The organism is Brevibacillus sp. FW301-21C12A (genome assembly GCF_058788915.1).
Map to the genome: position 1 here is coordinate 202,922 of NZ_JBYTBG010000002.1, position 21,363 is coordinate 224,284.

Genomic DNA, 21,363 nt, shown 5'->3' on the forward strand with positions numbered 1-21,363 from the left:
TAAATGGCCTGTTTCAGGGCACAATGTGGGATGACTGAATTTGGAAAGGAGCCGTTTTCGGTGAAAACCAAACGATTGATTTTCCGCTTGTTCCTGCTGATTGCCATCGCGGCGCTCGTCGAGTGGTTCGTCTATGCGAAAAACGATGCACAGACGAATGTCATGGTAGAACAGCCGCAGGCTCACCAGGCTGCGCCTACGCTCCAGGTTACGCATACGCTCACGCAAGATGACCTGGAACTCAAGCTGGCTGTCACCAACTTTACCTTTTCTCTGGAGAACATGGGAAAAGAAAACAAGCAGGGAGAAGGCCATGTCCATCTGTACCTGGATGGGAAAAAAATCGCAAAAGTGTTTGAAGCAAGCTATGTCTTGAAAGACATCCCGAGTGGCAAGCACGAGATTACGGTCGAATTGGCCCACAACAACCACGAGTCGTATGGAGTATCCGAGCGCTTCAACATCGAGGTCAAGCCTTGATTCGCGTCCAAGCCTAAGTGGTCAGACTCCATAGAAAAAAGCCGACAGAAAAGCGCCAATGGCACTCGATTTGTCGGCTTTTTTCATTAGCGCATTTGCACTTTGACTTGCGCCTGTTGGTCAGGCAAGGCAATGACGAGCGTCGGATACGAGATCGCTTGCGTTTTCAGAGCACCAGGTGCTGGCGGCTGAACGCGAACGTGGACGGTGAAGCCGTGCGGGCCTGTCCGCTTGACCTGATCCGCTACAAGTCGGTACCCTCCCGTTGGCCGTTGTCCTGCGCTGATGACGACATACGCCTTGCCGTTCGCGCGCACGACCGTATGACCGCCATTTTTTCGCACGGTTTTCAATGCTTCCGTTACAGCAGGCGGGTACGGAGCGGCTACAGCTTCATACTCGGCTGCGAAAGGCGCAACCTCTTTTACTGCGGGCGCAGATGCGGTAGGATGGGATAGGGAAACCGATTGGGCACCTGTGACACAAAGCGAAGCTGCGAGCAACAAACTAGGGAATATATTCATCATCATTCTCCTTCCAATTGGTAAAAGTAATCGTGATGAGATCATGAAAACTGAGGTGACAGGAGTGCGTGTGAACGATTCGCTGGAATACCTGTCCGAAGCAACGAGACAAGCGATTCTAAACGAACAGACGAGGCGTTTTCGCCTTGACCAGGAACAGCAGGACTTGTCGTCCAGACTGTTGGATAGCGCGTTTATCAGCCGTGTCTGGCAAGAGGCTGATGAACTGGAAAGAACCGTCATCAAGCTGTTTCTTACCAAAGCGCCACGCGGCTTTTTCAGCAAACGGGCCTGGGAACGGGAAACGGCAAAAGAGCACAGACACTTGTCCATCGGTCTGACGAGGCTTCGACGACTGGGACTGATTTTGACTGTACGCAAAATGTGGAGTGAGATCGGTTATGTGATGCCGCAAGAAATTCGTGAGCAGCTGACCATGCAGTTGTTGCCACAATTGACTTCGGCCTATGTTTCTTTGTCAAAAACGCTCCCTTATTATATATCAGCCGGCAGAGGGATACATCTGGATCTTTTTGGGCTTCTGCTGTTCGTCCGCGATCAGCAAGTGCCTGTGACGCAAAAAGGGAGCATTCACCGCAGGGCAATGCAAAAAATGCTTCCGCTCCTGTCCATTGCGGACGAGCACGTACAAGGCATCGCCCTCGCTCCGCTGGACAAAGAGCAGAGAGATGGCCTGGCGCTCACGATTGTCCTCGATCTGGCTTTCCGGCTGGGGCTAGTGATGCGCAAAGAGAAACAGCTTGTCCCAGACGCATACCAAATCCGCCAGTGGCTCAACCATTCTTCTCCCGAGCGATTTGAACAGCTGTATCAGCTGGTTGCGGATCAGCTGCTGCCGCATGGCGATTGGTGGGATGCTTTTGCCCAGATGATGAGGCATGTTCCGCTTGATCAGTGGTGTTGTGTCGACGCGCAATTGCGCATGCTAGAGACAGCGGGTTTTGTCTTGCCAGAGGAGGCCGAAAAAGCGATTGTGGAGCAATGGCTGCACATTTTGCTCGGCATGGGCTGGATTCAGCTCGGAGCCGATGACGAGGAGCGCCTTTTCTGGCGGTGGAACAGTTTGCCGCATTTGACGGCCGAAGAAGGCTGGTTTGTCGATCCGACCGGAGCACTGACGATTCCGCCGCTCGTGCCGCTACGTGACGTGTGGGAGATCAGCGCATTTTGTCAGCTGACGTTTGAAGGCCAGTTGATCAGGGGCGAATTGCAAGCGGGAAAGCTCCAGTCGTATCTTGCTTCGGGGGGAACTAAGGAGCAGGTGATTGAAAAGCTGCGGAGCGGTTGTGCCCATCCATTGCCGGATAGCCTGGTCGAAGTGATCGGGCATTGGGCGAAGGCGGCTACGCAAATCCAGCTGGAGCCGTTTTACCGCGTCCGTACCGCACATGGCGGATTTGTGGAGGAATGGCGGCAAATTCCTGACTTTCAGCCGTTTTTGCAGCACGTTTTGTCTCCGGCGGAATTTTTCATCCCGCTCTCGCAAAAAAGGCAGCTGATCGACCTGCTCAAGCATTATGGCTACGAGCCGCATGTCGTCATGCAAACAGACGCTGCCGATGGGGAAGAAGACACGTCACCGGATGTGGCTGCGAGGGGGCTGCTTCTGATCGAACGGCCCTGGGATGGATACGCGATCGAAAATACGTTTCCTGCCCAAGATGAAGCCATGCCGCAGCTGGCGACATTGCCGAAAATGTGGACGCAGCATTTCCAGTCGTATCATCCGCAATCGCTGCGGGATTTGCTCAAGCGGGCGGCCGAGCTGCAACTGGAAGTAGAAATCCAGTTGACTGATCAGGAGCGGCTGCATGGACTGCCTGTGGAAGTCAAACTGGACATGGGCTATTGGGTCGTCTCCATCAGCGGTCCGCACGGCAAGCGCTCCTACAGGCTTGATGATCTGGGCCGAGTGCGCATTGTCGTGCCTGATTATCTGTACTAAGGGTGTAGATCGTGGTACAATCAGAAGGGACTAAAAGCTTTACGCCTTTAGTGTGAAAGGAGGTCTCGCCCTATGGAAGCAGTAGAGACTGTGGATATGGCCCAGTTGATTATGGAGTCGCATGAACTGTCCACCATGATCAATCAATCGCGCGAGGTCGTGCAATATTTGGAGGCCAAGCGTTGGATGGAGGCAGACGAAGAAGTACAGCGCCTTCTGGAGTTGTTTGAAAAGAAGAAGGAGCAGTATGAAGATGTACAACGGTTCGGGAAGTACCATCCCGATTACAACCATATATCAAAAGAAGTGCGCGAGCTGAAGCGGACGATTGAGCTTCGCGATTCCGTGCAGGCTTTCAAGCGGGCTGAGGACGCGCTGGATGAGTTGTTGTATCAGGTGAGCAGAACGATTGCCCACTCGGTATCTGACACCATCAAGGTGCCGAGCAACAATCCGTTTCTGGAAGCGCAGGGCAGTGGCTGCGGGACCGGGGGAAGCTGCGGTTGCAGCACGAAAAAGCTTTCCTGACAGGCAGTCACGCTTCGGCCTGTGGCGAGGACTTTTCACGCAACAGAAAACAGTCCTCGCACAGGTTGCCGCAGCAAAACTGCTTTTCGCTGGGCACCAGAAAGCGAAAACGGTAGACGTGCTGGTCGTCGCCTGAGCGCACATAAATGCACTCGGGCTTTAATTTGGTATGGGTGGTCAGTCGCTCCCCCGTTTCCATCAGCCGTTCAGTCAGGCGAGAAGCGGGGAGTGTGCTGCTTACATAAAAGAAGCGTTGGCCCGCATGCGTGCGCCAGCCGCTTTTTGTCACGATGCCTTCCTGGTGAAGCGCTTCCTCGAAGCTTCGATAAAAGCTAGTCAGCATAATGACCACAAATCCTTTCTGTATCGGGCGTTTACAGGTGATTATACCATGAAGGGAAAGGAGACCAACGGTTACATGAGAGAACGACGTCTTGGTGTTGCCGTGTGGGTAAAAAACACACGAGCGGCCAAAAATTTACGCAAATTTGGCACCATTCATTACATCTCCAAACGGCTGAACTACGTCTCCATGTACGTAGATGCGAATCTGCTGGACGAAACGATCCGCATCATGGAGAAACTGCATTTCGTGACCAAAATCGAGCGGTCCCATCGTCACGAGATTCCGGTGGAGTACAACAATGCAAGGCCGGACAAAGCGAAGGAATACGATTACAAACAGGAAAAAAACCAGGTGATGGCGCTGGCCGAGACAATGACGGCAGAAGAGGGAAGTCCAGCGACGGTCGGTTCGACATAAGTTGTTCACAAGCTGCCAGTTTTCGGCAGCTTTTTTCCTTTTGCCAAGGCAGTGTACATGGTATGCTAGATAAATAGGCAGACTCCAGGAGTAACGCTGATGAATGCGCTTTCAATACGCGTACATAGATCATGAGAGGAAAGGTGGGGGCGTACATACATGATTCATCTAGACATTAACTGCGACATGGCCGAATGCTTCAGCCGAGGACGACAATCAGAGGATTTGGGAATTATGAAATGGATCACCTCCGTCAACATTGCTTGCGGTTTGCACGCAGGTGATCCGCATCTCATATGCAGAACGATCGAGGCAGCGATCAAGCACGATGTAAAAATCGGAGCGCACCCTGGATACCCGGACATACAAGGCTTTGGACGACGCTCCATGAACCTGTCTGTGAACGAAGTATATGAGCTTGTTTTGTACCAGGTAGCGGCTTTGTCCGGCATGACACGCGCTTTGGGGGGAGAACTGCACCATGTCAAGCTGCACGGAGCGCTTTACAACGAAGCAGCAGAGCGTCCCGAGCTTGCCGAGGCGGTCGTCCAGGCGATTGCCGACATCGACGAGGAGCTGATCCTGTACGCGTTGTCCGGCAGCAAGCTGGTGGAAGCAGGGCTGGAGCATGGACTGCAAGTAGCCGAGGAAGTTTTCGCGGAACGGGCGTACATGCCGAATGGCCGTCTGGCTCCGCGCGAGTTGGAAGGCAGCGTGCTCATCAGCAAGGAAGAGCGGATGGAGCAGACGCGCCAGCTCGTGCTCAAGCAAAAAGTAACGACGGTCAATGGCGAGGTCATCGAGCTTGCAGCCGATACGCTTTGCGTCCATCATGAGAGTCACGACGTGCTGCAATTTTTGGTGGAAGTGCATAAATGGGCAAAGCAGAACGATGTGAAAATCGAGCCGATCACTGCCCGGTAAAAGTCATACTGGCAGCCATCCCGTAATAAAAGAAAGCCATACAGCAACGCCAACTCCTGCGATTCAGGAAGACGACGTTGCTGTATGGCTTTTTTGCGCGCTTGCTTCCACGATTCTCCCGTTTTCCATCAAAAGGATCGTATCTCCGAGCTTTTCCGCTTCGTCCCGGTCGTGGGTGACGAGCAGAAACGGAATGCCCCACATTTCGTGAAGCCGGAGCAATTCGTCCTGACATTGCTTGCGCGTGGCTGTATCCAGCGCGGAAAGCGGTTCATCCAGCAGCAAGATGTCCGGCTCCGTAGCGAGTGCCCGCACAAGCGCGACACGCTGCTTTTGCCCACCCGAAAGCTGGTGCGGGTACTTGTCCAGAAGATGATCGATTCCGACTGTCGTCAAAAGCGGTTCCAGATGCAGTTCGTGCCCTTTTCGCAGACCGTAGCGAATGTTTTGGGAAACGGTCATGTGCGGGAACAAGGCGTAATCCTGAAACAAGTAGCCAACGTTGCGCTTCTGCACGGCGAGCGGTTTTTGCCCCGCGCTGTAAAACGTGCGGCCGTTCAAGGAAATGTGCCCTCCATCGGGATGGACAAGCCCGGCTATGCTGTTCAAAATAGTCGTCTTGCCCGAACCGGATGGGCCGAAGAGGACGACAATCTCCTGTTCGGTTGAAAAGGAGACATCCAACACAAAATCTGGCAAGCGCTTCTGAATGTCTACTTCCAGCATGATGCTCTCCCTCCTGCCTTACTTTTGATTGGCGTACCTGCGCACGTTGCGTCGGCTCCACCAGTTGAGCCATAGAGTGGTGCCCATGCCGAGCGATACGATGATGACGACCCAAAACAGCGCTTTTTCCATTTGTCCGGCTTCCACGGCAAAATAGATGGCGACCGGAATCGTGTCCGTTTTTCCCGGGATGTAGCCTGCGAGCATCAGCGTGGCCCCAAATTCCCCCAAGCCGCGGGCAAACGACAGCACAAGTCCTGCCAAAAGCCCTGGCCAAGCCAGCGGGAAAGCGACGGTCCAAAAAACGCGCCACTCGGATGCGCCCATCGTGCGTGCGGCATTTTCCAGGCGTTGGTCGACTCCGGTAAAAGCTGCGGCGGCGCTCTGGTACATCAGCGGAAACGAGACGACGATCGAGGCGATCACCGCTCCCGACAGCGTAAAGACGACCTGGATACCGAACCATTGCTCAAGCAGTTGGCCCAAAAATCCGTTTTTTCCGAACAGCAACAGCAGACCGAAGCCGACAACAGTAGGGGGCAAGACGAGCGGGAGCAGGAAAAAAGACTCCAGCACGTTTTTGCCCCAAAACTCTTTTTGCGTCATCCAGCGCGCGCCAAGCATGCCAAGCACAAAAACAAAGGAGGTGGATAGCGCAGCCACTTTTAACGACAGCATCAAAGGTGTCAGATTCGTTTCCATATCGCTAACCCACCTTTTTTCTGCGAGAACGTCTCGACGTTTTTCATGAAATAGAATGTGACCGCTTGTGTGAATCACAAACGGTCATAAACTTTTGCTGCTTATTGGAATCCGTACTTCTGTAAGATCGCTTTTCCTTTGTCACTTGTCAAGTAGGCGAGGAAAGCTTTTGCTGCATCTGTATGTTTGGAAGCGCTGATGACCGCACCTGGATAGACGATTGGCTTGTGCCATTCCGGCTTCGCTGTAGCGAGTACCTTCACGTCTTTGGAGATCGCGGCGTCGCTGGAATAGACGATTCCGACTTCCGCATTTTTCGATTCCACGAAGGTCAGTACCTGACGAACGTCACTGCCGAATACCATGCGGCCGTTCAACGACTCCCACATTTTCAGCGTGTCCAGCGTTTCTTTGGCGTAACGTCCCGCTGGAACCGACTCAGGCTCACCGACAGCGATGTGCTTGATGTCTGGATTGTTCAGTTCTTCAAAAGAAGTAATCGCGATCGAGCTGTCTTTTCCCGCGATCAGGACGAGCGAGTTTTTCGTAAAGTCTTGGCGCGTGTCTTTGACAATCAGTTGTTTTTCGTCCAGTCCGTCCATGTCTTTTTTGCTGGCGGACAGGAAGACGTCGGAAGGAGCGCCTTGGGCAATTTGTGTCGCCAGTTTGCCAGAGCTGCCGAAGTTGAAAGTAAGGGTTGTTCCCGGATTTTCTGCTTCAAAGCCCGTTTTCAGTTCGTTCAGGGCATCTGTCAAGCTTGCCGCTGCGGAAATCATCAGCTCTGCCTGTGGAGCCTGTTGTTGTTGGCTGTTCTCTGTTTTGGCAGGCTCATTTGCCTGCGGAGCTGTTTGGGAAGTCGAACACGCGCCGAGCATCAGGGTAAATGCTGCGCATAAAGCGAGCCATTGCTTTTTCATCAAAACTAACCTCCAATGTGATGTTTCGTTATATTTAATTATAACTGGATATAAATAGATTATAGTTCCTATATGTGAATAATCAATTGCGATTTTACGAGAATTGAAAGAAAATGAAAGGAAAGAACCGAGCGGAGGCATGACATGAGCCATGAAAAGTCGTACACAACAGAAGAAATTGCCAAGCTTTTGCGCATCTCCAAACTGACCGTTTACGATCTGATTAAAAAAGGAGAACTGCCGGCTTATCGGGTCGGGAGACAGATGCGCGTGGACGAAAGCGACCTGGAGGCGTACAAAACGCGCGCCAAAGGGGGATACCGTGCGGCTGCGCAGCCGGTGGCGTACACGTTACCTGTGCCGGGGCAAGCGCAGCAGGCGCCGGGACAAGCCCAGCCGACAACCGGACGCAATGTCATCATCAGCGGTCAGGATGTCAGCCTCGACTTGCTTTCCAGCCATCTGGAAAAAAGCGATGCAGCGCTTCGTCCGCTGCGCTCCTACCAAGGCTCGCTGAACAGTCTGGTCGCCATGTATACAGGCAAAGCCGATATCGTCAGCACCCATTTGTTTGATGGCGAGACGATGGATTACAACGTTCCTTACGTCCGCCGTCTTTTATCCGGCCATCGCTTTGTCGTCGTTAACATGTTGGCTCGTTGGGCCGGCTTTTATGTGCAGCCTGGCAATCCGAAACAGCTTTTGTCCTGGACCGATCTGACCAAGTCCGGGGTGCGGATGGTCAACCGGGAAAAAGGATCGGGGGCACGCACGCTGATCGAGGAGCAGTTTCGGCTGGCGTCCATCACAGGGCGGGACGTGAATGGCTACGAGCGGGAGGAGAACAGCCATCTGGCTGTAGCGGGAGTGGTCGCACGCAAGGAAGCGGATGTGGGAGTGGGCATTGAAAAAGCGGCTCGCATGGTCGGCGTTGAGTTTGTTCCGCTGATCAAGGAACGATACGATCTCGTCATTCTCAAAACGGAGGAAAACGGGGCGCTGCTGAAAACGGTCATGGATATTCTCCACTCCGCTGCCTTTTCCAAGGAGCTTGAGGCAGTTGGCGGCTACGACCTGTCCCAAACGGGAAAAATCATGTACGAGACGTGGTAGCACACGGAGCCGTTCACCCTTGCTGTTGCGAGGGCGGACGGCTTTTTCTCGACAGAATCTCCTGAATTTCTACTCACCCTGCCCTTTATTTGCTACAATGGAACAAAACGGTACGACTGTTTTGTCGACCCGCAAGCGGTCTATCCTATCCATTACGATAAAAAACGCACGCTTGCAGCCGAGCGATTTTTGGGGGCTGTCATGAAGACTTTGCAAAAAACAAGCTTATTAGTATGCATCACCATTCTCGTCATGTTTGGCTCCATCGGGATCATCAGCTACTGGCCGCAGATCTCGGGCTTTTTTCAAACGAGCCAGGCGACCGTGGCAGAGCAGCCGGGGGTCGATCCGTTTTCCTACGATCCGCCGTTGCCTTCCCTTGTGAAAGACTTGCATCCCGTGTATAACATTCAAGCCGAGTTGCATACGTCGGAAGCGAAAATTACCGGAAAAATGACGGTCGAATTTGACAATCCGCAGACGGCAGACCTGCGTCTGTACGTCTACGATTATTTGTGGAACAAAATGACGGTCAAGTCGATCCGCTACAAAGACAAGCCGCTTGCCTTTGAACGCGGCCTGTCCACGGTCAAGCTGGCAAACCCGCTGGGAGCGGAAATGCGCGGGACGCTCGCGATCGAGTTTGAAAATCCGGTGCCGCGCAGAGGGACGCGCTTTGGCGTCAAGGACGACATCTGGACGCTGACGACGTGGTATCCGATGCTGGGCGCGCAAAACCAGCAAGGAAAATGGTACGATCCGCCGCAACGGGTAGATTTTGGCGATCCGTTCGTCTACCATTACGCCGACTACGACGTCTCCTTCGTCTCCCCGAAAGGCTACAACTGGGTCAGCTCGTGGGGCCGGGGCAGTACAAAGGCAGTCGAGGGCAGCAAGCAGCTAATCCGCTACGAGGGCAAAAAGCTGCTCAATTTCGCCTTGGTCGGCAGCCCGCTGTATCATGTGGAGACGATCCAGATGGGGCCGAACCTGTCTGTCGATATTGCGTCCGTGGACAAAGGCAACATCCAGCGGATCAAGACGATTGCGGAGTCGGTGTTTCCTACGTACAACGACTGGTACGGACCGCTTCCGTATCCGCACGTCGCGATTGCCGAGACGAGCACGGGCACGACGTATGCGATGGAGTACGCCAATCTCGCCATTTTCAAGCGCGACATGTACCAGCGCAATCTGATCGACCACTGGTTGCCGCATGAAATCGCCCATTTGTGGTGGTACAACAGCGTGGCGACGCTGGAAGCGTCTCACGGCTGGCTGGACGAAGGGCTTGTGGAGCTGAGCGTGTACCATTACTTGCAAAACCGGTACGGAGCGCAGTCGGCCTCCACGCTGCTCGATGAGTACAATCGCGACGCCCGCCGCTTGCAGGAGCGCTACCCCAACGGCAGCCTGGACAAGCCGTTGCAAAAGTTCGCGACCGAAGAAGAGTTCCATTGGACGTGGTATTCGAAAGGGGCGCTGCTGTTTGACCATTTGCGCAAGCAGATTGGCGATGACGCGTACAAACGTTTTCTGCACCGCGTGCAGCAAAACTACCACGGCAGCGTGATCGGGGCCGAGCATCTCGACCAGGCGCTGGGGCAAACGCTGCAAGGCGAAGCGAAATACTTCGTGTACGCGACGAAAAAGCCGAATCGCGAAGGCCTGGGCGCTGTGCAACTGGAGCCGTACATCACGACGATCATCAACAACATGAGCTTTTATCCGTCCATTCCGGCCAGGGCGACAGGCGGCACGGTGTATTTGCCGCTGCGCGAGCTGGGGGAAAAAATGGGGCTTGCCATAAGCTGGGATCAGGAAAAGCAGATGATTCGCGTAAGAGGCAATGGCCGAGAAGTGTTCGTCAAGGAGCGGGAACGCTTCGCCATCCGCGATGGGCAAAAGCTCGACCTCGGTCATCCGCTGACGGAAATCAAGGAGCGCACGATGGTGCCGCTGTCGTTTTTCGCTGACGTATTCGAATGGGATACGGACTACAATCCAGCCGAGAAAACCGTAAAAATTCAAACGCGAAAAGCGAGTGGAAAGGTGGCGGAAACAAAATGAAAAACTTGATTCTGGTCGGCTTTATGGGAACCGGAAAGACGACGGTCGGCGTCGCGCTGGCCGATTCTTTGGGAATCGCGCACCATGACCTGGATGCCGCGATCATCGAAAAGGAAGGCTGCTCCATCCCGGAGCTGTTCGCCCGGCACGGGGAGACGTATTTTCGCGATGCGGAGTCCCGCCTGCTGTCACAGCTTCTGGACGATGGTCCGCAAGTTTTGACGACAGGCGGAGGAGCTGTCCTGCGCAAGCAAAATGTCGAGGTCATGCTGGCAAAAGGAACCGTGATCGCGCTTTATGCCAGCGAAGAAGAATTAATCAGGCGGCTGGAAAACGATACTTCGCGCCCGCTGCTTTCCGGCGGGGTGGCAGAACGTGTGAAAACATTGATGGCGGAACGCGCGGGGGCGTACGATTTTGCCCCGATCCAGGTGGATACGACCGGAAAAAGCCTGGAGGCGATCGTGGACGAAATTAAGGCGCAGGTGGTTGAAAGCGCAAAAGACGGGAAACAATAAAAAAGGACAGCGCTATTGCCGGAAAAAAGACGGCGTGTATCTGCGAGTACGAAGGAGGTCACGTGCGATGTCCTTTCAAGAGTATTTGAAGTACCTGACGAAATTGTTTGTCCAGTACATGGATACGCCAAAAGATGAACGGCGTCAGCGAAAGGCTCCGCGTGAGCCTTGGTCGGCACGCTGGTTCGGGGCGATCCCTATGTCGATCCGGCTGTTGTGGCGCAAATAATCCTACCTTGGTAAGCGGACGGAGGGTGCGGTGCGTATGGCGAGAGTAGCGGTAGAAAAGTCCCTTTCCCAGATTCGCAAAATGCTGTGCGATAACGGCTATGATGTCGTCGATTTGGGAAACTGGCAACAGGTGGTCGACGCGATCGTGATTACGGGTCAGGATATAAACGTCTTGGGCGATCAGAACAAGACGATTACAGGTGCGTCGGTAATCAATGCAGAGGGAATGACGGCCAATGAAGTTTTTCATGCCGTACACGAACGCCTTTCCCCAACCGATCATCATTGATCGAAAAAAGCCAAAGGCTGCGCCTTCGCTAGACAAGCATGCGCAGCCCAATCAAAAACAAGCTCTCCGCCAGCGACTGGCAGGGAGCTTGTTTTTTTGCCAAAAGCGACGGATCAGCTCTGCGGCTGTCCCGCTACGTAAAATTTTCCGACCTTGTCAGCGTAAGCGTAGGGGACAAAGCGCAGTCCTTCATCCCATACTCCCACGTAAGCATTTTGATCGTTCCACAAATGAAGCGAGCCGACGACGAACGGGGCGAGCACCTGGGAGTGGTACAGCGGAACGGTCAGCGTCACGGGTGCATCGCTTTGCTGCTGCCACAACTGCGGCCATGAAATTGCGCTGTCCCCGTACAACTGGCTGACCCAGCCGATCTGGTCGAACGGATCTTTTTGCGTCCCTTGCAGGATGCGCGTCCCTGTCAGCCGCTGCCCGGTCTGTACCAGATTTTGCGCAGCCAGGCTGCGAAAGACTGGCTCGTTTGCGGCGAAGGAAGCGGGGTACGCTTCGCCTGTTTTGGCGTTCACCAGTTGCGGCGACGACTGGCGGGCGATCAGCCAGTGGGAAGCGAATCCGTCGTAGACAGGCTCTGCGGCAATTTCCCGCGGGGCAAAGGCATCGTCGAACAAAATGTATTCCCCGACCCCGTATTCCAACAGCACGAATTTTTCCTGGGCAGGCGCTTCGGCGGCCTCTCCCACGACCAGGTACCCTACCTGTCTGTCTGTTTTTTTGATGCTGACCAGCCACTGATGTTGATTCGGGCCGAGCGTCTGCACTTCTGTATCGGCTTTTTGCCACTCCTTGAATTGCGGATCGCGGTTGGCGAGTTCGTTCATCCACGTCTGGATTTGGGCGTGAAACTCTCTGTCCCAGCTCTCCTCTGCGTGGACAGGCCAGGCGAGCAACGCAAAAGACAAGAGCACCCCGAGAAGGGGGAGGAATCGTCTGGTCACAAACATGCACCACCTTTTGTACAGGCTAAGCTTATTCCTATTGTAACCAGCTATGGCAAAAAGATTTGTTGCAACTTGTCAGTTCCGCAGGACTTCTTCTCGCTGATCTTTTACATGATTCGCCCGGATGCGGGGAGATGGCGCACCGTTTTTGCCGGATGCGCTTTAATGACAGGCGGAGCAGAGTGCAAGTAAAACAGTCCGCCGTTAATAAAATGAACCTCGATGCGCGGCTCGTACTGCCAGCGCAGCTCGTCCATCCGCCGCTGTTTTTCTTCTTCCGGCGTGCTTTTTTTCCATTCCTCCTGGTTGATTTCCTCGCGCGGCGTCACCTGGACGCCATTGGCACGTAAAAAGTCGAGGATTCGCCCGCCGGAAGAGCGGTATTCGTCAAGCGTCTGCGCAGCTTCGACAACAGCCTCCCTGGCGGGGACGGCGTCGCGCGCAGGCAGCGGGATCGAGGCTTTTTGCTCCGGGGACTCTACCGCTTCCGCCTCGGCTGCTTCTGTCTCGCTCTGTTCGGCAGGCGGCTCTCGTCGGGCCAGCTCTTCGTAGTAGGCGGCGAGGATGTCCAGCTCCTCCGTCAGTCGCGCCCGCGCCTCTACGGCCCACTCCTGGTCTTCCTGCGCGATGACCGCATCGACCTCCTGCCGGGCCAGCTCCAGCGCGTCTTCCACAGACAGCTTCCGGTCGAGCGTGTAAAAGTAGTCCGGGATCGCGGGCGCAAGCGTCAACTGAAACAAAAACGAGGAAAAGTCGTGCACGAGGCGCGGCTGATGCAGGTTGATCCCGAGATAGAGCATGATGTCGCGCCGCTTGTCGCAGATGAGCGATACTTTCAGGTTGAGCCCGAGCCAGGGAACGAGCGGCGTGGAGCGACGCTTGCCGGTGCTTGGCAAGGAAGCGGTATTTTGCTCGTACATGCATAAAAAGCGCCCGTGCTTTTTCGCCGAGGCAAAAATTTGCTGCATGCGCGCAGCGCCCAGATGCAGATGCTCGGCCCGCAGCCCGTCCGGCATCCGGTCCGGGTGAAACGCAAAGGTAAGCACGAGCGGCTGGTAGGCCAGGTTCATTTTGTCGACCCAGCTCCAGTAAAACGGGCGGTTGCCGATATCCTTGTCGACCTCGACCGGAAGCTTGACCGTCAAGTAATCCGGGTGGGCTTCGACGATGTGCGCGGAAAAAGTCGCGAGGTAGCGCTCTACAAATTGCCTGACCTGGTTGGCTTGCATCAGGAGAAACCTCTTTTCTTGTGTGCGTTTTTTCTGCTACTGCTCTGCCGCTTCCGACAGGGCAGGGGATGCGTGCTGTTGTCTGCTGGCGCGGATGGCGTGGCCCATGTTGTCGAGCTTCAACGCCATTTCGCGGGCCGATTTGGAATCCATGATGATCTGCGTCAAATTTTCTTCCAGCGACGAGTTGAGATTCAGCCGCTCCACGATGTCGTCCAGCTCGCCGATGACCATCTCGAACAGGTCGATTTTTTCGTACAGCAGCTTCAAAATGTGCTCCTCAATCGTGCCGACGGTGGACAAATTGTAAATGTGCACGTCCCGCTTCTGGCCGAGACGGTGGACACGGCCGATCCGCTGCTCGACGCGCATCGGGTTCCACGGCATGTCGTAGTTGATGACCTGGTTGCAAAACTGCAGGTTGATCCCTTCCCCGCCAGCCTCTGTGGCGATCAGTACTTGCGCGCGGTTTTGAAACAAATCGGTCATCCAGTCTTTTTTGCTGCGCTTGAAGCCGCCGCGAAACGGCACAGAAGTAATGCCGTGGTCATGCAAATATTTTTGCAGGTAGTTTTGCGTCGCCCGGTACTCGGTGAAAATGATGACTTTGTCGTTGATCTCCTGGATCAGCTCGACCGTTTTGGCCGCCTTGGAATGCGTCTCGATCCGCTTAATCATCTCCACCAGCTCCAAAATTCGGCCGCGCAGGGGGGAGTCTTCGCTGGTGCGCTGGTGCATGTTGTACAGCGTCATGAACGAGGCTTCCTTGCTGGAGCAAACCTCGCGCTGCAACGTAATCAAGGCGAGCGAGTTGAACAGGCCAGCTCCTGTCTGGTACTGGTCGCGCACAAAGCGGGTGACGCCCTCGTACAGCTCCATCTCTTCCTGCGACAGCTCAATCGGAATCGACTGGACGCGGCGACTGGTGAACTGGATGCCGCCGTCGCTTCGCTTGTTGCGAATCATCACCTTTTCAATTTCTTCGCGCAATTTGTCGCTGTTTTTCGACTGTCGCTTTCCTTCGACGTAATTGGAGGAAAACGACGTGGAGTGGCCGAGGTGCCCCGGCTTCAACAAATTAATCAGGTTGTACAGCTCGTCCATTTCGTTCTGGATCGGCGTAGCCGTGAGCAGCAGGCAATATTTTTTGCGAATTTCCTTCACGAACTGATAGTTTCGCGTCCGCTTGTTTTTCAGCTTGTGCGCCTCGTCGATAATCAGCATGTCGTAGTCGATGTCGAGGACGTGGCGGCGGTGCGGATCTCGTTTCGCCGTGTCGATGGAGGCGACGACGACTTCATGCTGCCGCCACATGTACTCCTTTTTTTGCGCCACGGCGGGAATCCCGAATTTTTGCTGCAACTCCTTCGTCCATTGGATGACGAGGGAGGCGGGGACGAGCACGAGAATTTTTTTCGCCAGACCCCTGACCATGTACTCCTTCATAATCAGCCCGGCTTCGATCGTCTTGCCCAGTCCGACCTCGTCGGCGAGGATCGCGCGTCCGCGCATGTCGTTGAGCACTCGCTCCGCCGTTTGCAACTGGTGGGGAAACGGGGAGAGCAGCGGCAAGTATTTCAGGCATTGCAACTGATCGAACTCGCGAACAGCCATGGCCTCTTCCGCTTCCAGCGCCAGCTTGAACAGCTCCCACTTGTCCCAGGGGCCGTCTTCGTGCATTCGCTCCGTCAGCGGGGATATCCAGCTCGTGTCAAATGAAACAGGAATATTCGGCATATACGTTACTCCTTTACACAGCTCTGCCATAACTTTCATGCGCTTTATCAAAAAACTTAACATTTATGATCGTGTTCATCATTTTGTTAAGTATTTCTTGATCTGACTGTTAATTTGCATATTTTCAACGGCGGACTCTCATGGTAGGATATAGAGGAAGTTCATTCATTAGTATGGAAATCATAGCAAAAACTTATGTATGACCATCTAACCAACGCGAATGATAGTAGCAGGGAGAGACTGCGCGAACCACTGCAGCGCCGAAGGAGCAAGCCGGGAACGGTGAATCTCTCAGGCAAAAGAACCTCTACTGGACGCAACTCTGGAGAGAGCTCGAAATCGGAGCCACCAAAGGGGAAACTTGCAAGCGCGGTGATCCCCGCCGCGCTTGATTGGCAAGGTAACTCTCAGGTACCAAGGACAGAGGAGGAGAAATGGGCACCGTTCTTTTGGTGTACCCGTTTTTTCGCCTCTGTTTTTTCATGGGGAGAAATGCCGACTAACAGTTTTTGGGAGGTGCCACACATGTCCAATCTGAAAAGAACGCCACTGTTTGATTCCTACGCAAAATACGGCGCCAAGACAATCGACTTCGGCGGCTGGGAGCTGCCTGTACAGTTTTCCAGCATTGGCCAGGAGCACGAAGCCGTTCGGACGAAAGCAGGTCTGTTTGATGTATCCCACATGGGAGAAGTAGACGTAAAAGGCGAGAGTGCGCTCGAATACTTGCAGCGCGTCACCACCAACGACGTGTCCAAGCTGGCTGTCGGGCAAGCGCAGTACAGCGTGCTCTGCTACCCGGACGGCGGTACGGTCGACGATCTGCTCGTTTACAAATACGCGGACGACCATTACCTGCTTGTCATCAACGCAGGAAACATTGACAAAGACTTTGCATGGCTGGAAGAGCACCTGATTCCGGGTGTCACGATTGAAAACATTTCGCCGCAAACGGCGCAAATCGCCATTCAAGGGCCTTTGGCCGAGTCGATTTTGCAAAAGCTGACCGCCACAGACCTGTCGAAAATCGGCTTCTTCCGTTTCGAGCGCGACGTAGAGGTCGCTGGCATTTCCGCGCTGGTATCCCGCACAGGCTATACAGGCGAGGACGGCTTTGAAATTTACCTGCCTGCAGAGCGTGCCGCTGAACTGTGGGACGCGTTGCTTGAAGCGGGCAAGGAAGACGGGCTTCTGCCTTGCGGACTTGGCGCGCGCGACACGCTGCGCTTCGAAGCGAAGCTGCCGCTGTACGGCCAGGAGCTGAGCAAGGACATCACGCCGATTGAAGCAGGCATCGGCTTCGCGGTGAAGGTGGACAAAGAAGTGCCGTTCATCGGCCAAGAGGTGCTCAAGGCGCAAAAAGAAAACGGCGCGCCGCGCAAGCTCGTCGGCATCGAGATGATCGACCGCGGCATTCCGCGCACGCACTATCCGGTCTACGTCGGCGAAGAGCTGGTGGGCGAAGTGACGACAGGCACGCAGTCCCCTACCTTGAAGAAAAACGTCGGATTGGCGCTCGTGAAAAGCGAACATGCGGCGCTTGGCACCCAACTGGAAGTGGAAATTCGCGGAAAACGCCTCAAAGCAGAGGTTGTCGCCGCTCCGTTTTATAAACGTCCGAAAAACTAAGCAATCGCCCACTATACATCCTATTTTGAGGAGGACAACGTTCGTGAAATACCGCTACCTGCCCCAAACCGATCAGGACAAGCGCGAAATGCTCGAAACTCTTGGCATTTCCAGTGTAGAAGAACTGTTTGCAGACATCCCGGAAGAAGTGCGCTTCAAAGGGGCGCTGAACATTCCGGAAGCTCTGTCCGAGCCTGATCTGGTGAAATACTTCACGCGTCTGGCTAATCAAAACGTGAACTTCAGCACGCACGTCAACTTTTTGGGTGCTGGCGTTTACCAGCACTATGCGCCAAGCACAGTCAACCACATGTTGCTGCGCGGAGAATTTTTTACCGCCTATACGCCTTACCAGCCTGAAATCAGCCAGGGCGAGCTGCAAGCCATTTTTGAATTCCAGACTATGGTGTGTGAACTGACCGGAATGGAAGTAGCGAACTCCTCCATGTACGACGGAGCGACTTCCTTGGCAGAAGCGGCGATGATGGCGGCTGGTCACACTGGCAAAAAGCGCGTCATCGTTTCCCGTGCTGTGCACCCGGAAGCGCGCGGCGTTCTGAAAACATACGCGTACGGTCAAGGCGTAGAGCTGGTTGAAGTCGGCATCAACAACGACGGCGTAACCGACACACAAGCTCTGGAAGCGCTGATTGACGAAAACACAGCGGCCGTTATCGTGCAATATCCTAACTTCTTCGGAAACGTGGAAGACTTGGCAGCGGTCGAGCCGATTGCTCATGGCAAAGGCGCTCTGTTCATCGTTTCTTCCAACCCGCTTGCGCTGGGCGTATTGGAAGCGCCAGGCAAACTGGGCGCTGACATCGTGGTGGGCGATATGCAACCGTTCGGCATTCCGGCATCGTTTGGCGGACCACACTGCGGATATTTCGCAACGACTACCAAGCTGATGCGCAAAATGCCAGGCCGGATCGTCGGGCAAACCAAAGACGAGAACGGCAAGCGCGGTTTCGTACTGACGCTGCAAGCTCGTGAACAGCATATCCGTCGTGAAAAAGCGACTTCGAACATTTGCTCCAACCAGGCTCTGTTGGCACTGGCGGCTGCGATCACCCTGACTGCGCTCGGAAAACAGGGCGTACAGGAAATGGCGATGATGAACTTGCAAAAAGCGCATTACGCCAAGCAAGCGCTGCAGGCAAAAGGTCTGGAAGTGGTCTTTGCCGCTCCATTCTTCAACGAATTCGTAGTCAAACTGTCCAAGCCGGTGGCAGAAGTAAACAAAAAGCTGCTTGACGCTGGCATCATCGGCGGCTACGATCTGGGACTGGATTACCCGGAATACGCGGGCCATACGCTGCTTGCGGTAACCGAGCTGCGGACCAAGGAAGAAATCGACACATTGGCGGCTGAATTGGAGGCGATCACACGTGCGTAACGACCAGGAAAAAGCACTGATTTTTGAAATGAGCAAACCGGGCCGTGTGGGCTACAATCTGCCGGCATTGGATGTACCAGAGGTAGAGGTGGCAAGCCTGCTGCCGAAGCACCTCATCCGCGAAACTCCTGCTGAACTGCCGGAAGTATCCGAGCTGCAGTTGGTTCGTCACTACACCGAATTGTCCCGTCGCAACCACGGGGTAGACAACGGGTTCTACCCGCTCGGTTCTTGCACGATGAAATACAACCCGAAAATCAACGAAGACGTTGCCCGCTACCCAGGCTTCGCGCAGACGCACCCGTACCAGCCGGAAGAAACCGTACAAGGCGCACTGGAGCTTTTGTACAACCTGCAAGAAGAGCTGGCTGAAATCACCGGGATGGACGCAGTTACGCTGCAACCGGCTGCGGGGGCAGCAGGCGAGTGGACAGGTCTGATGATGATCCGCGCGTACCACGAGAGCCGCGGCGAAGGCCACCGCACAAAAGTCATCGTGCCAAACTCCGCGCACGGTACGAACCCGGCTTCTGCAGCGGTAGCAGGACTGGACACCGTCACGATTGCCTCTGACGAGCGCGGCCTGGTAGACATTCAGGCGCTGCGCGATGCCGTAGGCCCTGATACAGCGGCACTCATGCTGACCAACCCGAACACGCTCGGTCTGTTCGAGGAAGACATCGTGGAAATGGCGAAAATCGTCCACGAAGCAGGCGGCCTCTTGTATTACGATGGAGCGAACGCGAATGCGATCCTCGGCATTGCCCGTCCAGGCGACATGGGCTTCGACGTGGTGCATCTCAACTTGCACAAAACGTTTACAGGCCCTCACGGCGGCGGCGGACCAGGTGCTGGCCCTGTCGGCGTGAAAAAGATTCTCGAACCGTTTTTGCCAACGCCGATCGTGGCGAAAAAAGAAGACGGCAGCTTCTACTGGGACAGCAACCGTCCGGCTTCCATCGGCCGCGTAAAAGGCTACAACGGAAACTTCGGCATTCTCGTGCGCGCTCACAGCTACATCCGCACCATGGGTCCGGAAGGCTTGCTGCAAGTGTCGCAAAATGCGGTGCTCAGCGCGAACTACATGATGCGCCGTCTGGCTACGGCTTACCATCTGCCGTATGACCGCGTCTGCAAGCATGAGTTTGTTTTGTCTGGCGTGATCCAGAAAAAGCTGGGCGTACGCACGCTCGACATCGCCAAACGCTTGCTCGACTTCGGTTATCACCCGCCAACTATCTACTTCCCGCTGATTGTCGACGAGTGCCTGATGATTGAGCCAACCGAAACCGAAACGAAAGAAACGCTCGACGAGTTCATCGACGTTATGCTGCAAATTGCCCGCGAGTGCGAGGAAACGCCTGAGCTTGTACAGGAAGCGCCGCACACAACCGTGGTCAAACGTCTGGACGAAGCGACAGCGGCGCGCAAGCCGATTCTGCGCTACCAGCCGCAAGCACAATAGCTCTCTTTTGGAAAAGCCGCCTTTTTACAGGGCGGTTTTTCTTTCCGAATGATGCTATCATGAACAGATGGGATTGATCCGACATTTCGGGGAGAGAGAACCAATGATGAACAAACGGATCGTATTTACAGGCGGCGGCTCCGCGGGGCACGTCACCGTCAACCTCGCGCTCATCCCGCGTTTTTTGCAGCAAGGCTGGGAGGTCGCCTACATCGGCTCGACGACAGGGATCGAGCGGGAGCTGGTCAGCAGGCTCGACGGCGTGCGCTACATCGGCATTGCGACAGGCAAGCTGCGCCGTTATTTCGACTGGAAAAACTTCACCGACCCGCTGCGCGTAGGCAAAGGCGCCTGGCAAGCTTACCGCTTTCTCGCAGCCTGGAAGCCGGCTGTCGTCTTTTCCAAAGGAGGATTCGTCTCCGTGCCCGTCGTCTTTGGCGCCTGGCTGAATGGGCTGCCTGTCGTCCTGCACGAGTCCGATCTGACGCCGGGACTCGCCAACAGGCTGTCGCTGCCTTTTGCCGCTAAAGTGTGCGCGACGTTTCCCGATACGCTCCAGCATTTGCCCAAGGGCAAAGGGACACATGTAGGGGCGATCGTTCGCGACGAGCTGAAAACAGGCCGGAAGGAAGCGGGGCTTGCGCTGTGCGGCTTTTCCCCGGACAAACCGGTGCTGCTCGTCATGGGCGGCAGCCTGGGGGCGAGGCGGTTGAACGAAGCCGTTCGCGGCACGCTCGACGCGTTGACCAAGCGTTTTTCTGTCGTGCACATTTGCGGCAAAAATCAGTTGGACAACAGCCTGAAGCGGGACGGCTATCGGCAATTCGAGTACGTCCAGGACGAGCTGCCTGACCTGTTGGCGATGACCGACCTCGTCGTCTCGCGCGCAGGCTCCAATGCGATTTACGAGTTTTTGCAACTGCAAAAGCCGATGCTTCTCGTGCCGTTGTCGCGGGCGGCGAGCAGGGGAGACCAGATATTGAATGCCCGCTCTTTTGAGCAGCAAGGCTTTTGCGAGGTGCTCGAAGAGGAAGCGTTGAGCGCAGACAGCCTGATCCGGGCGCTGGACCGTTTGCAGCAAAAGCGTCCGGCGATTACGGAGAAGCTGCGCGCCGCAAGCGAAAAGCAGCAGGACGCGCTGGCGCAGGTCATGGCGATCATCGAGGAGACGGCTCGTTGATGCAGCCGATCCAAGCC

22 protein-coding genes and 2 riboswitches are annotated in these 21,363 nt (G+C 55.0%); of the genes, 14 read left to right on the forward strand and 8 right to left on the reverse strand.

Features of this window, described 5'->3' with window-relative positions; genetic code table 11:
* The first annotated feature begins 60 nt into the window (after window positions 1-60).
* Entirely contained in the window at window positions 61-480 is a 420-nt protein-coding gene (locus tag AC3WQH_RS02560; RefSeq protein ID WP_007785265.1) for a hypothetical protein, read from the forward strand.
* 86 nt (window positions 481-566) lie between these two features.
* On the opposite strand, the gene AC3WQH_RS02565 is transcribed toward AC3WQH_RS02560, so the two are convergent.
* Window positions 567-1,007 (reverse strand): protease complex subunit PrcB family protein, encoded by a 441-nt coding sequence (locus AC3WQH_RS02565; protein WP_035317423.1) that lies wholly within the window; start codon window positions 1,005-1,007, stop codon window positions 567-569.
* Between the two features lie 40 nt (window positions 1,008-1,047).
* Between AC3WQH_RS02565 and AC3WQH_RS02570 the strand changes: the two genes are divergently transcribed.
* Entirely contained in the window at window positions 1,048-2,970 is a 1,923-nt protein-coding gene (locus tag AC3WQH_RS02570; RefSeq protein ID WP_217364871.1) for a hypothetical protein, read from the forward strand.
* A gap of 72 nt (window positions 2,971-3,042) precedes the next feature.
* Window positions 3,043-3,498 carry a YlbF/YmcA family competence regulator gene (locus tag AC3WQH_RS02575; RefSeq protein ID WP_007785272.1) on the forward strand — a complete coding sequence of 152 codons (456 nt, stop codon included), beginning with the start codon at window positions 3,043-3,045 and terminating at the stop codon, window positions 3,496-3,498.
* Between the two features lie 7 nt (window positions 3,499-3,505).
* Here AC3WQH_RS02575 and AC3WQH_RS02580 read toward each other — a convergent pair whose 3' ends face one another.
* Entirely contained in the window at window positions 3,506-3,841 is a 336-nt protein-coding gene (locus AC3WQH_RS02580) for a hypothetical protein (protein WP_007785273.1), read from the reverse strand.
* A gap of 75 nt (window positions 3,842-3,916) precedes the next feature.
* Between AC3WQH_RS02580 and AC3WQH_RS02585 the strand changes: the two genes are divergently transcribed.
* Both AC3WQH_RS02585 and AC3WQH_RS02590 read left to right on the forward strand, forming a co-directional pair.
* A complete protein-coding gene (locus AC3WQH_RS02585; protein WP_007785275.1) occupies window positions 3,917-4,261 on the forward strand; it encodes a YlbG family protein in 345 nt (114 codons plus the stop codon).
* 159 nt (window positions 4,262-4,420) lie between these two features.
* A complete protein-coding gene (locus AC3WQH_RS02590) occupies window positions 4,421-5,185 on the forward strand; it encodes a 5-oxoprolinase subunit PxpA (RefSeq protein WP_007785277.1) in 765 nt (254 codons plus the stop codon).
* A 63-nt stretch (window positions 5,186-5,248) separates the two neighbouring features.
* Here AC3WQH_RS02590 and AC3WQH_RS02595 read toward each other — a convergent pair whose 3' ends face one another.
* The 3 genes from AC3WQH_RS02595 to modA form a co-directional block, all read right to left on the reverse strand.
* Window positions 5,249-5,911: a sulfate/molybdate ABC transporter ATP-binding protein gene (locus AC3WQH_RS02595; protein WP_007785279.1), complete on the reverse strand. Its 663-nt coding sequence runs from the start codon at window positions 5,909-5,911 to the stop codon at window positions 5,249-5,251.
* Window positions 5,912-5,929: 18 nt separating this feature from the next.
* Complete coding sequence (modB, locus tag AC3WQH_RS02600; protein WP_007785281.1) at window positions 5,930-6,613, reverse strand: molybdate ABC transporter permease subunit; 684 nt, start codon at window positions 6,611-6,613, stop codon at window positions 5,930-5,932.
* A 101-nt stretch (window positions 6,614-6,714) separates the two neighbouring features.
* Window positions 6,715-7,530, reverse strand: coding sequence for a molybdate ABC transporter substrate-binding protein (gene modA / locus AC3WQH_RS02605; RefSeq protein ID WP_007785283.1), 816 nt, complete (start codon window positions 7,528-7,530; stop codon window positions 6,715-6,717).
* Window positions 7,531-7,674: 144 nt separating this feature from the next.
* Here modA and AC3WQH_RS02610 point away from each other — a divergent pair, with 144 nt between their 5' ends.
* The 5 genes from AC3WQH_RS02610 (at window position 7,675) to AC3WQH_RS02630 (ending at window position 11,751) form a co-directional block, all read left to right on the forward strand.
* Window positions 7,675-8,643 carry a helix-turn-helix transcriptional regulator gene (locus AC3WQH_RS02610; RefSeq protein ID WP_007785285.1) on the forward strand — a complete coding sequence of 323 codons (969 nt, stop codon included), beginning with the start codon at window positions 7,675-7,677 and terminating at the stop codon, window positions 8,641-8,643.
* A gap of 201 nt (window positions 8,644-8,844) precedes the next feature.
* Window positions 8,845-10,713, forward strand: a complete 1,869-nt coding sequence (locus AC3WQH_RS02615; protein ID WP_492331892.1) for a stalk domain-containing protein — start codon at window positions 8,845-8,847, stop codon at window positions 10,711-10,713.
* Window positions 10,710-11,231, forward strand: a complete 522-nt coding sequence (locus AC3WQH_RS02620; protein ID WP_005827198.1) for a shikimate kinase — start codon at window positions 10,710-10,712, stop codon at window positions 11,229-11,231. Before AC3WQH_RS02615 ends, AC3WQH_RS02620 begins: the two co-directional genes overlap by 4 nt.
* 67 nt (window positions 11,232-11,298) lie before the next feature.
* Window positions 11,299-11,460: a YqzE family protein gene (locus AC3WQH_RS02625; protein ID WP_005827201.1), complete on the forward strand. Its 162-nt coding sequence runs from the start codon at window positions 11,299-11,301 to the stop codon at window positions 11,458-11,460.
* Between the two features lie 36 nt (window positions 11,461-11,496).
* On the forward strand, window positions 11,497-11,751 hold the full coding sequence (locus tag AC3WQH_RS02630) for a YkuS family protein (RefSeq protein WP_005827202.1): 255 nt from the start codon (window positions 11,497-11,499) through the stop codon (window positions 11,749-11,751).
* 113 nt (window positions 11,752-11,864) lie between these two features.
* On the opposite strand, the gene AC3WQH_RS02635 is transcribed toward AC3WQH_RS02630, so the two are convergent.
* The 3 genes from AC3WQH_RS02635 to AC3WQH_RS02645 all read right to left on the reverse strand — a co-directional run bounded on the left by AC3WQH_RS02635 (window position 11,865) and on the right by AC3WQH_RS02645 (window position 15,676).
* Complete coding sequence (locus AC3WQH_RS02635; RefSeq protein WP_492331893.1) at window positions 11,865-12,707, reverse strand: hypothetical protein; 843 nt, start codon at window positions 12,705-12,707, stop codon at window positions 11,865-11,867.
* A 110-nt stretch (window positions 12,708-12,817) separates the two neighbouring features.
* Window positions 12,818-13,939, reverse strand: a complete 1,122-nt coding sequence (locus AC3WQH_RS02640) for a YqhG family protein (RefSeq protein ID WP_197187709.1) — start codon at window positions 13,937-13,939, stop codon at window positions 12,818-12,820.
* Window positions 13,940-13,975: 36 nt separating this feature from the next.
* Entirely contained in the window at window positions 13,976-15,676 is a 1,701-nt protein-coding gene (locus AC3WQH_RS02645; RefSeq protein ID WP_005827210.1) for a DEAD/DEAH box helicase, read from the reverse strand.
* A 220-nt stretch (window positions 15,677-15,896) separates the two neighbouring features.
* A riboswitch (glycine riboswitch) is annotated at window positions 15,897-15,993 on the forward strand.
* A riboswitch (glycine riboswitch) is annotated at window positions 15,994-16,110 on the forward strand.
* A 91-nt stretch (window positions 16,111-16,201) separates the two neighbouring features.
* Between AC3WQH_RS02645 and gcvT the strand changes: the two genes are divergently transcribed.
* From gcvT to murG, 4 genes are all read left to right on the forward strand, one after another.
* A complete protein-coding gene (gcvT, locus tag AC3WQH_RS02650) occupies window positions 16,202-17,305 on the forward strand; it encodes a glycine cleavage system aminomethyltransferase GcvT (protein ID WP_005827212.1) in 1,104 nt (367 codons plus the stop codon).
* Window positions 17,306-17,348: 43 nt separating this feature from the next.
* On the forward strand, window positions 17,349-18,701 hold the full coding sequence (gcvPA, locus tag AC3WQH_RS02655; RefSeq protein WP_005827214.1) for an aminomethyl-transferring glycine dehydrogenase subunit GcvPA: 1,353 nt from the start codon (window positions 17,349-17,351) through the stop codon (window positions 18,699-18,701).
* Complete coding sequence (gene gcvPB, locus AC3WQH_RS02660; protein ID WP_005827216.1) at window positions 18,694-20,166, forward strand: aminomethyl-transferring glycine dehydrogenase subunit GcvPB; 1,473 nt, start codon at window positions 18,694-18,696, stop codon at window positions 20,164-20,166. Before gcvPA ends, gcvPB begins: the two co-directional genes overlap by 8 nt.
* 106 nt (window positions 20,167-20,272) lie before the next feature.
* Window positions 20,273-21,346 carry an undecaprenyldiphospho-muramoylpentapeptide beta-N-acetylglucosaminyltransferase gene (gene murG / locus AC3WQH_RS02665; RefSeq protein ID WP_026557057.1) on the forward strand — a complete coding sequence of 358 codons (1,074 nt, stop codon included), beginning with the start codon at window positions 20,273-20,275 and terminating at the stop codon, window positions 21,344-21,346.
* Window positions 21,347-21,363: the final 17 nt, after the last annotated feature.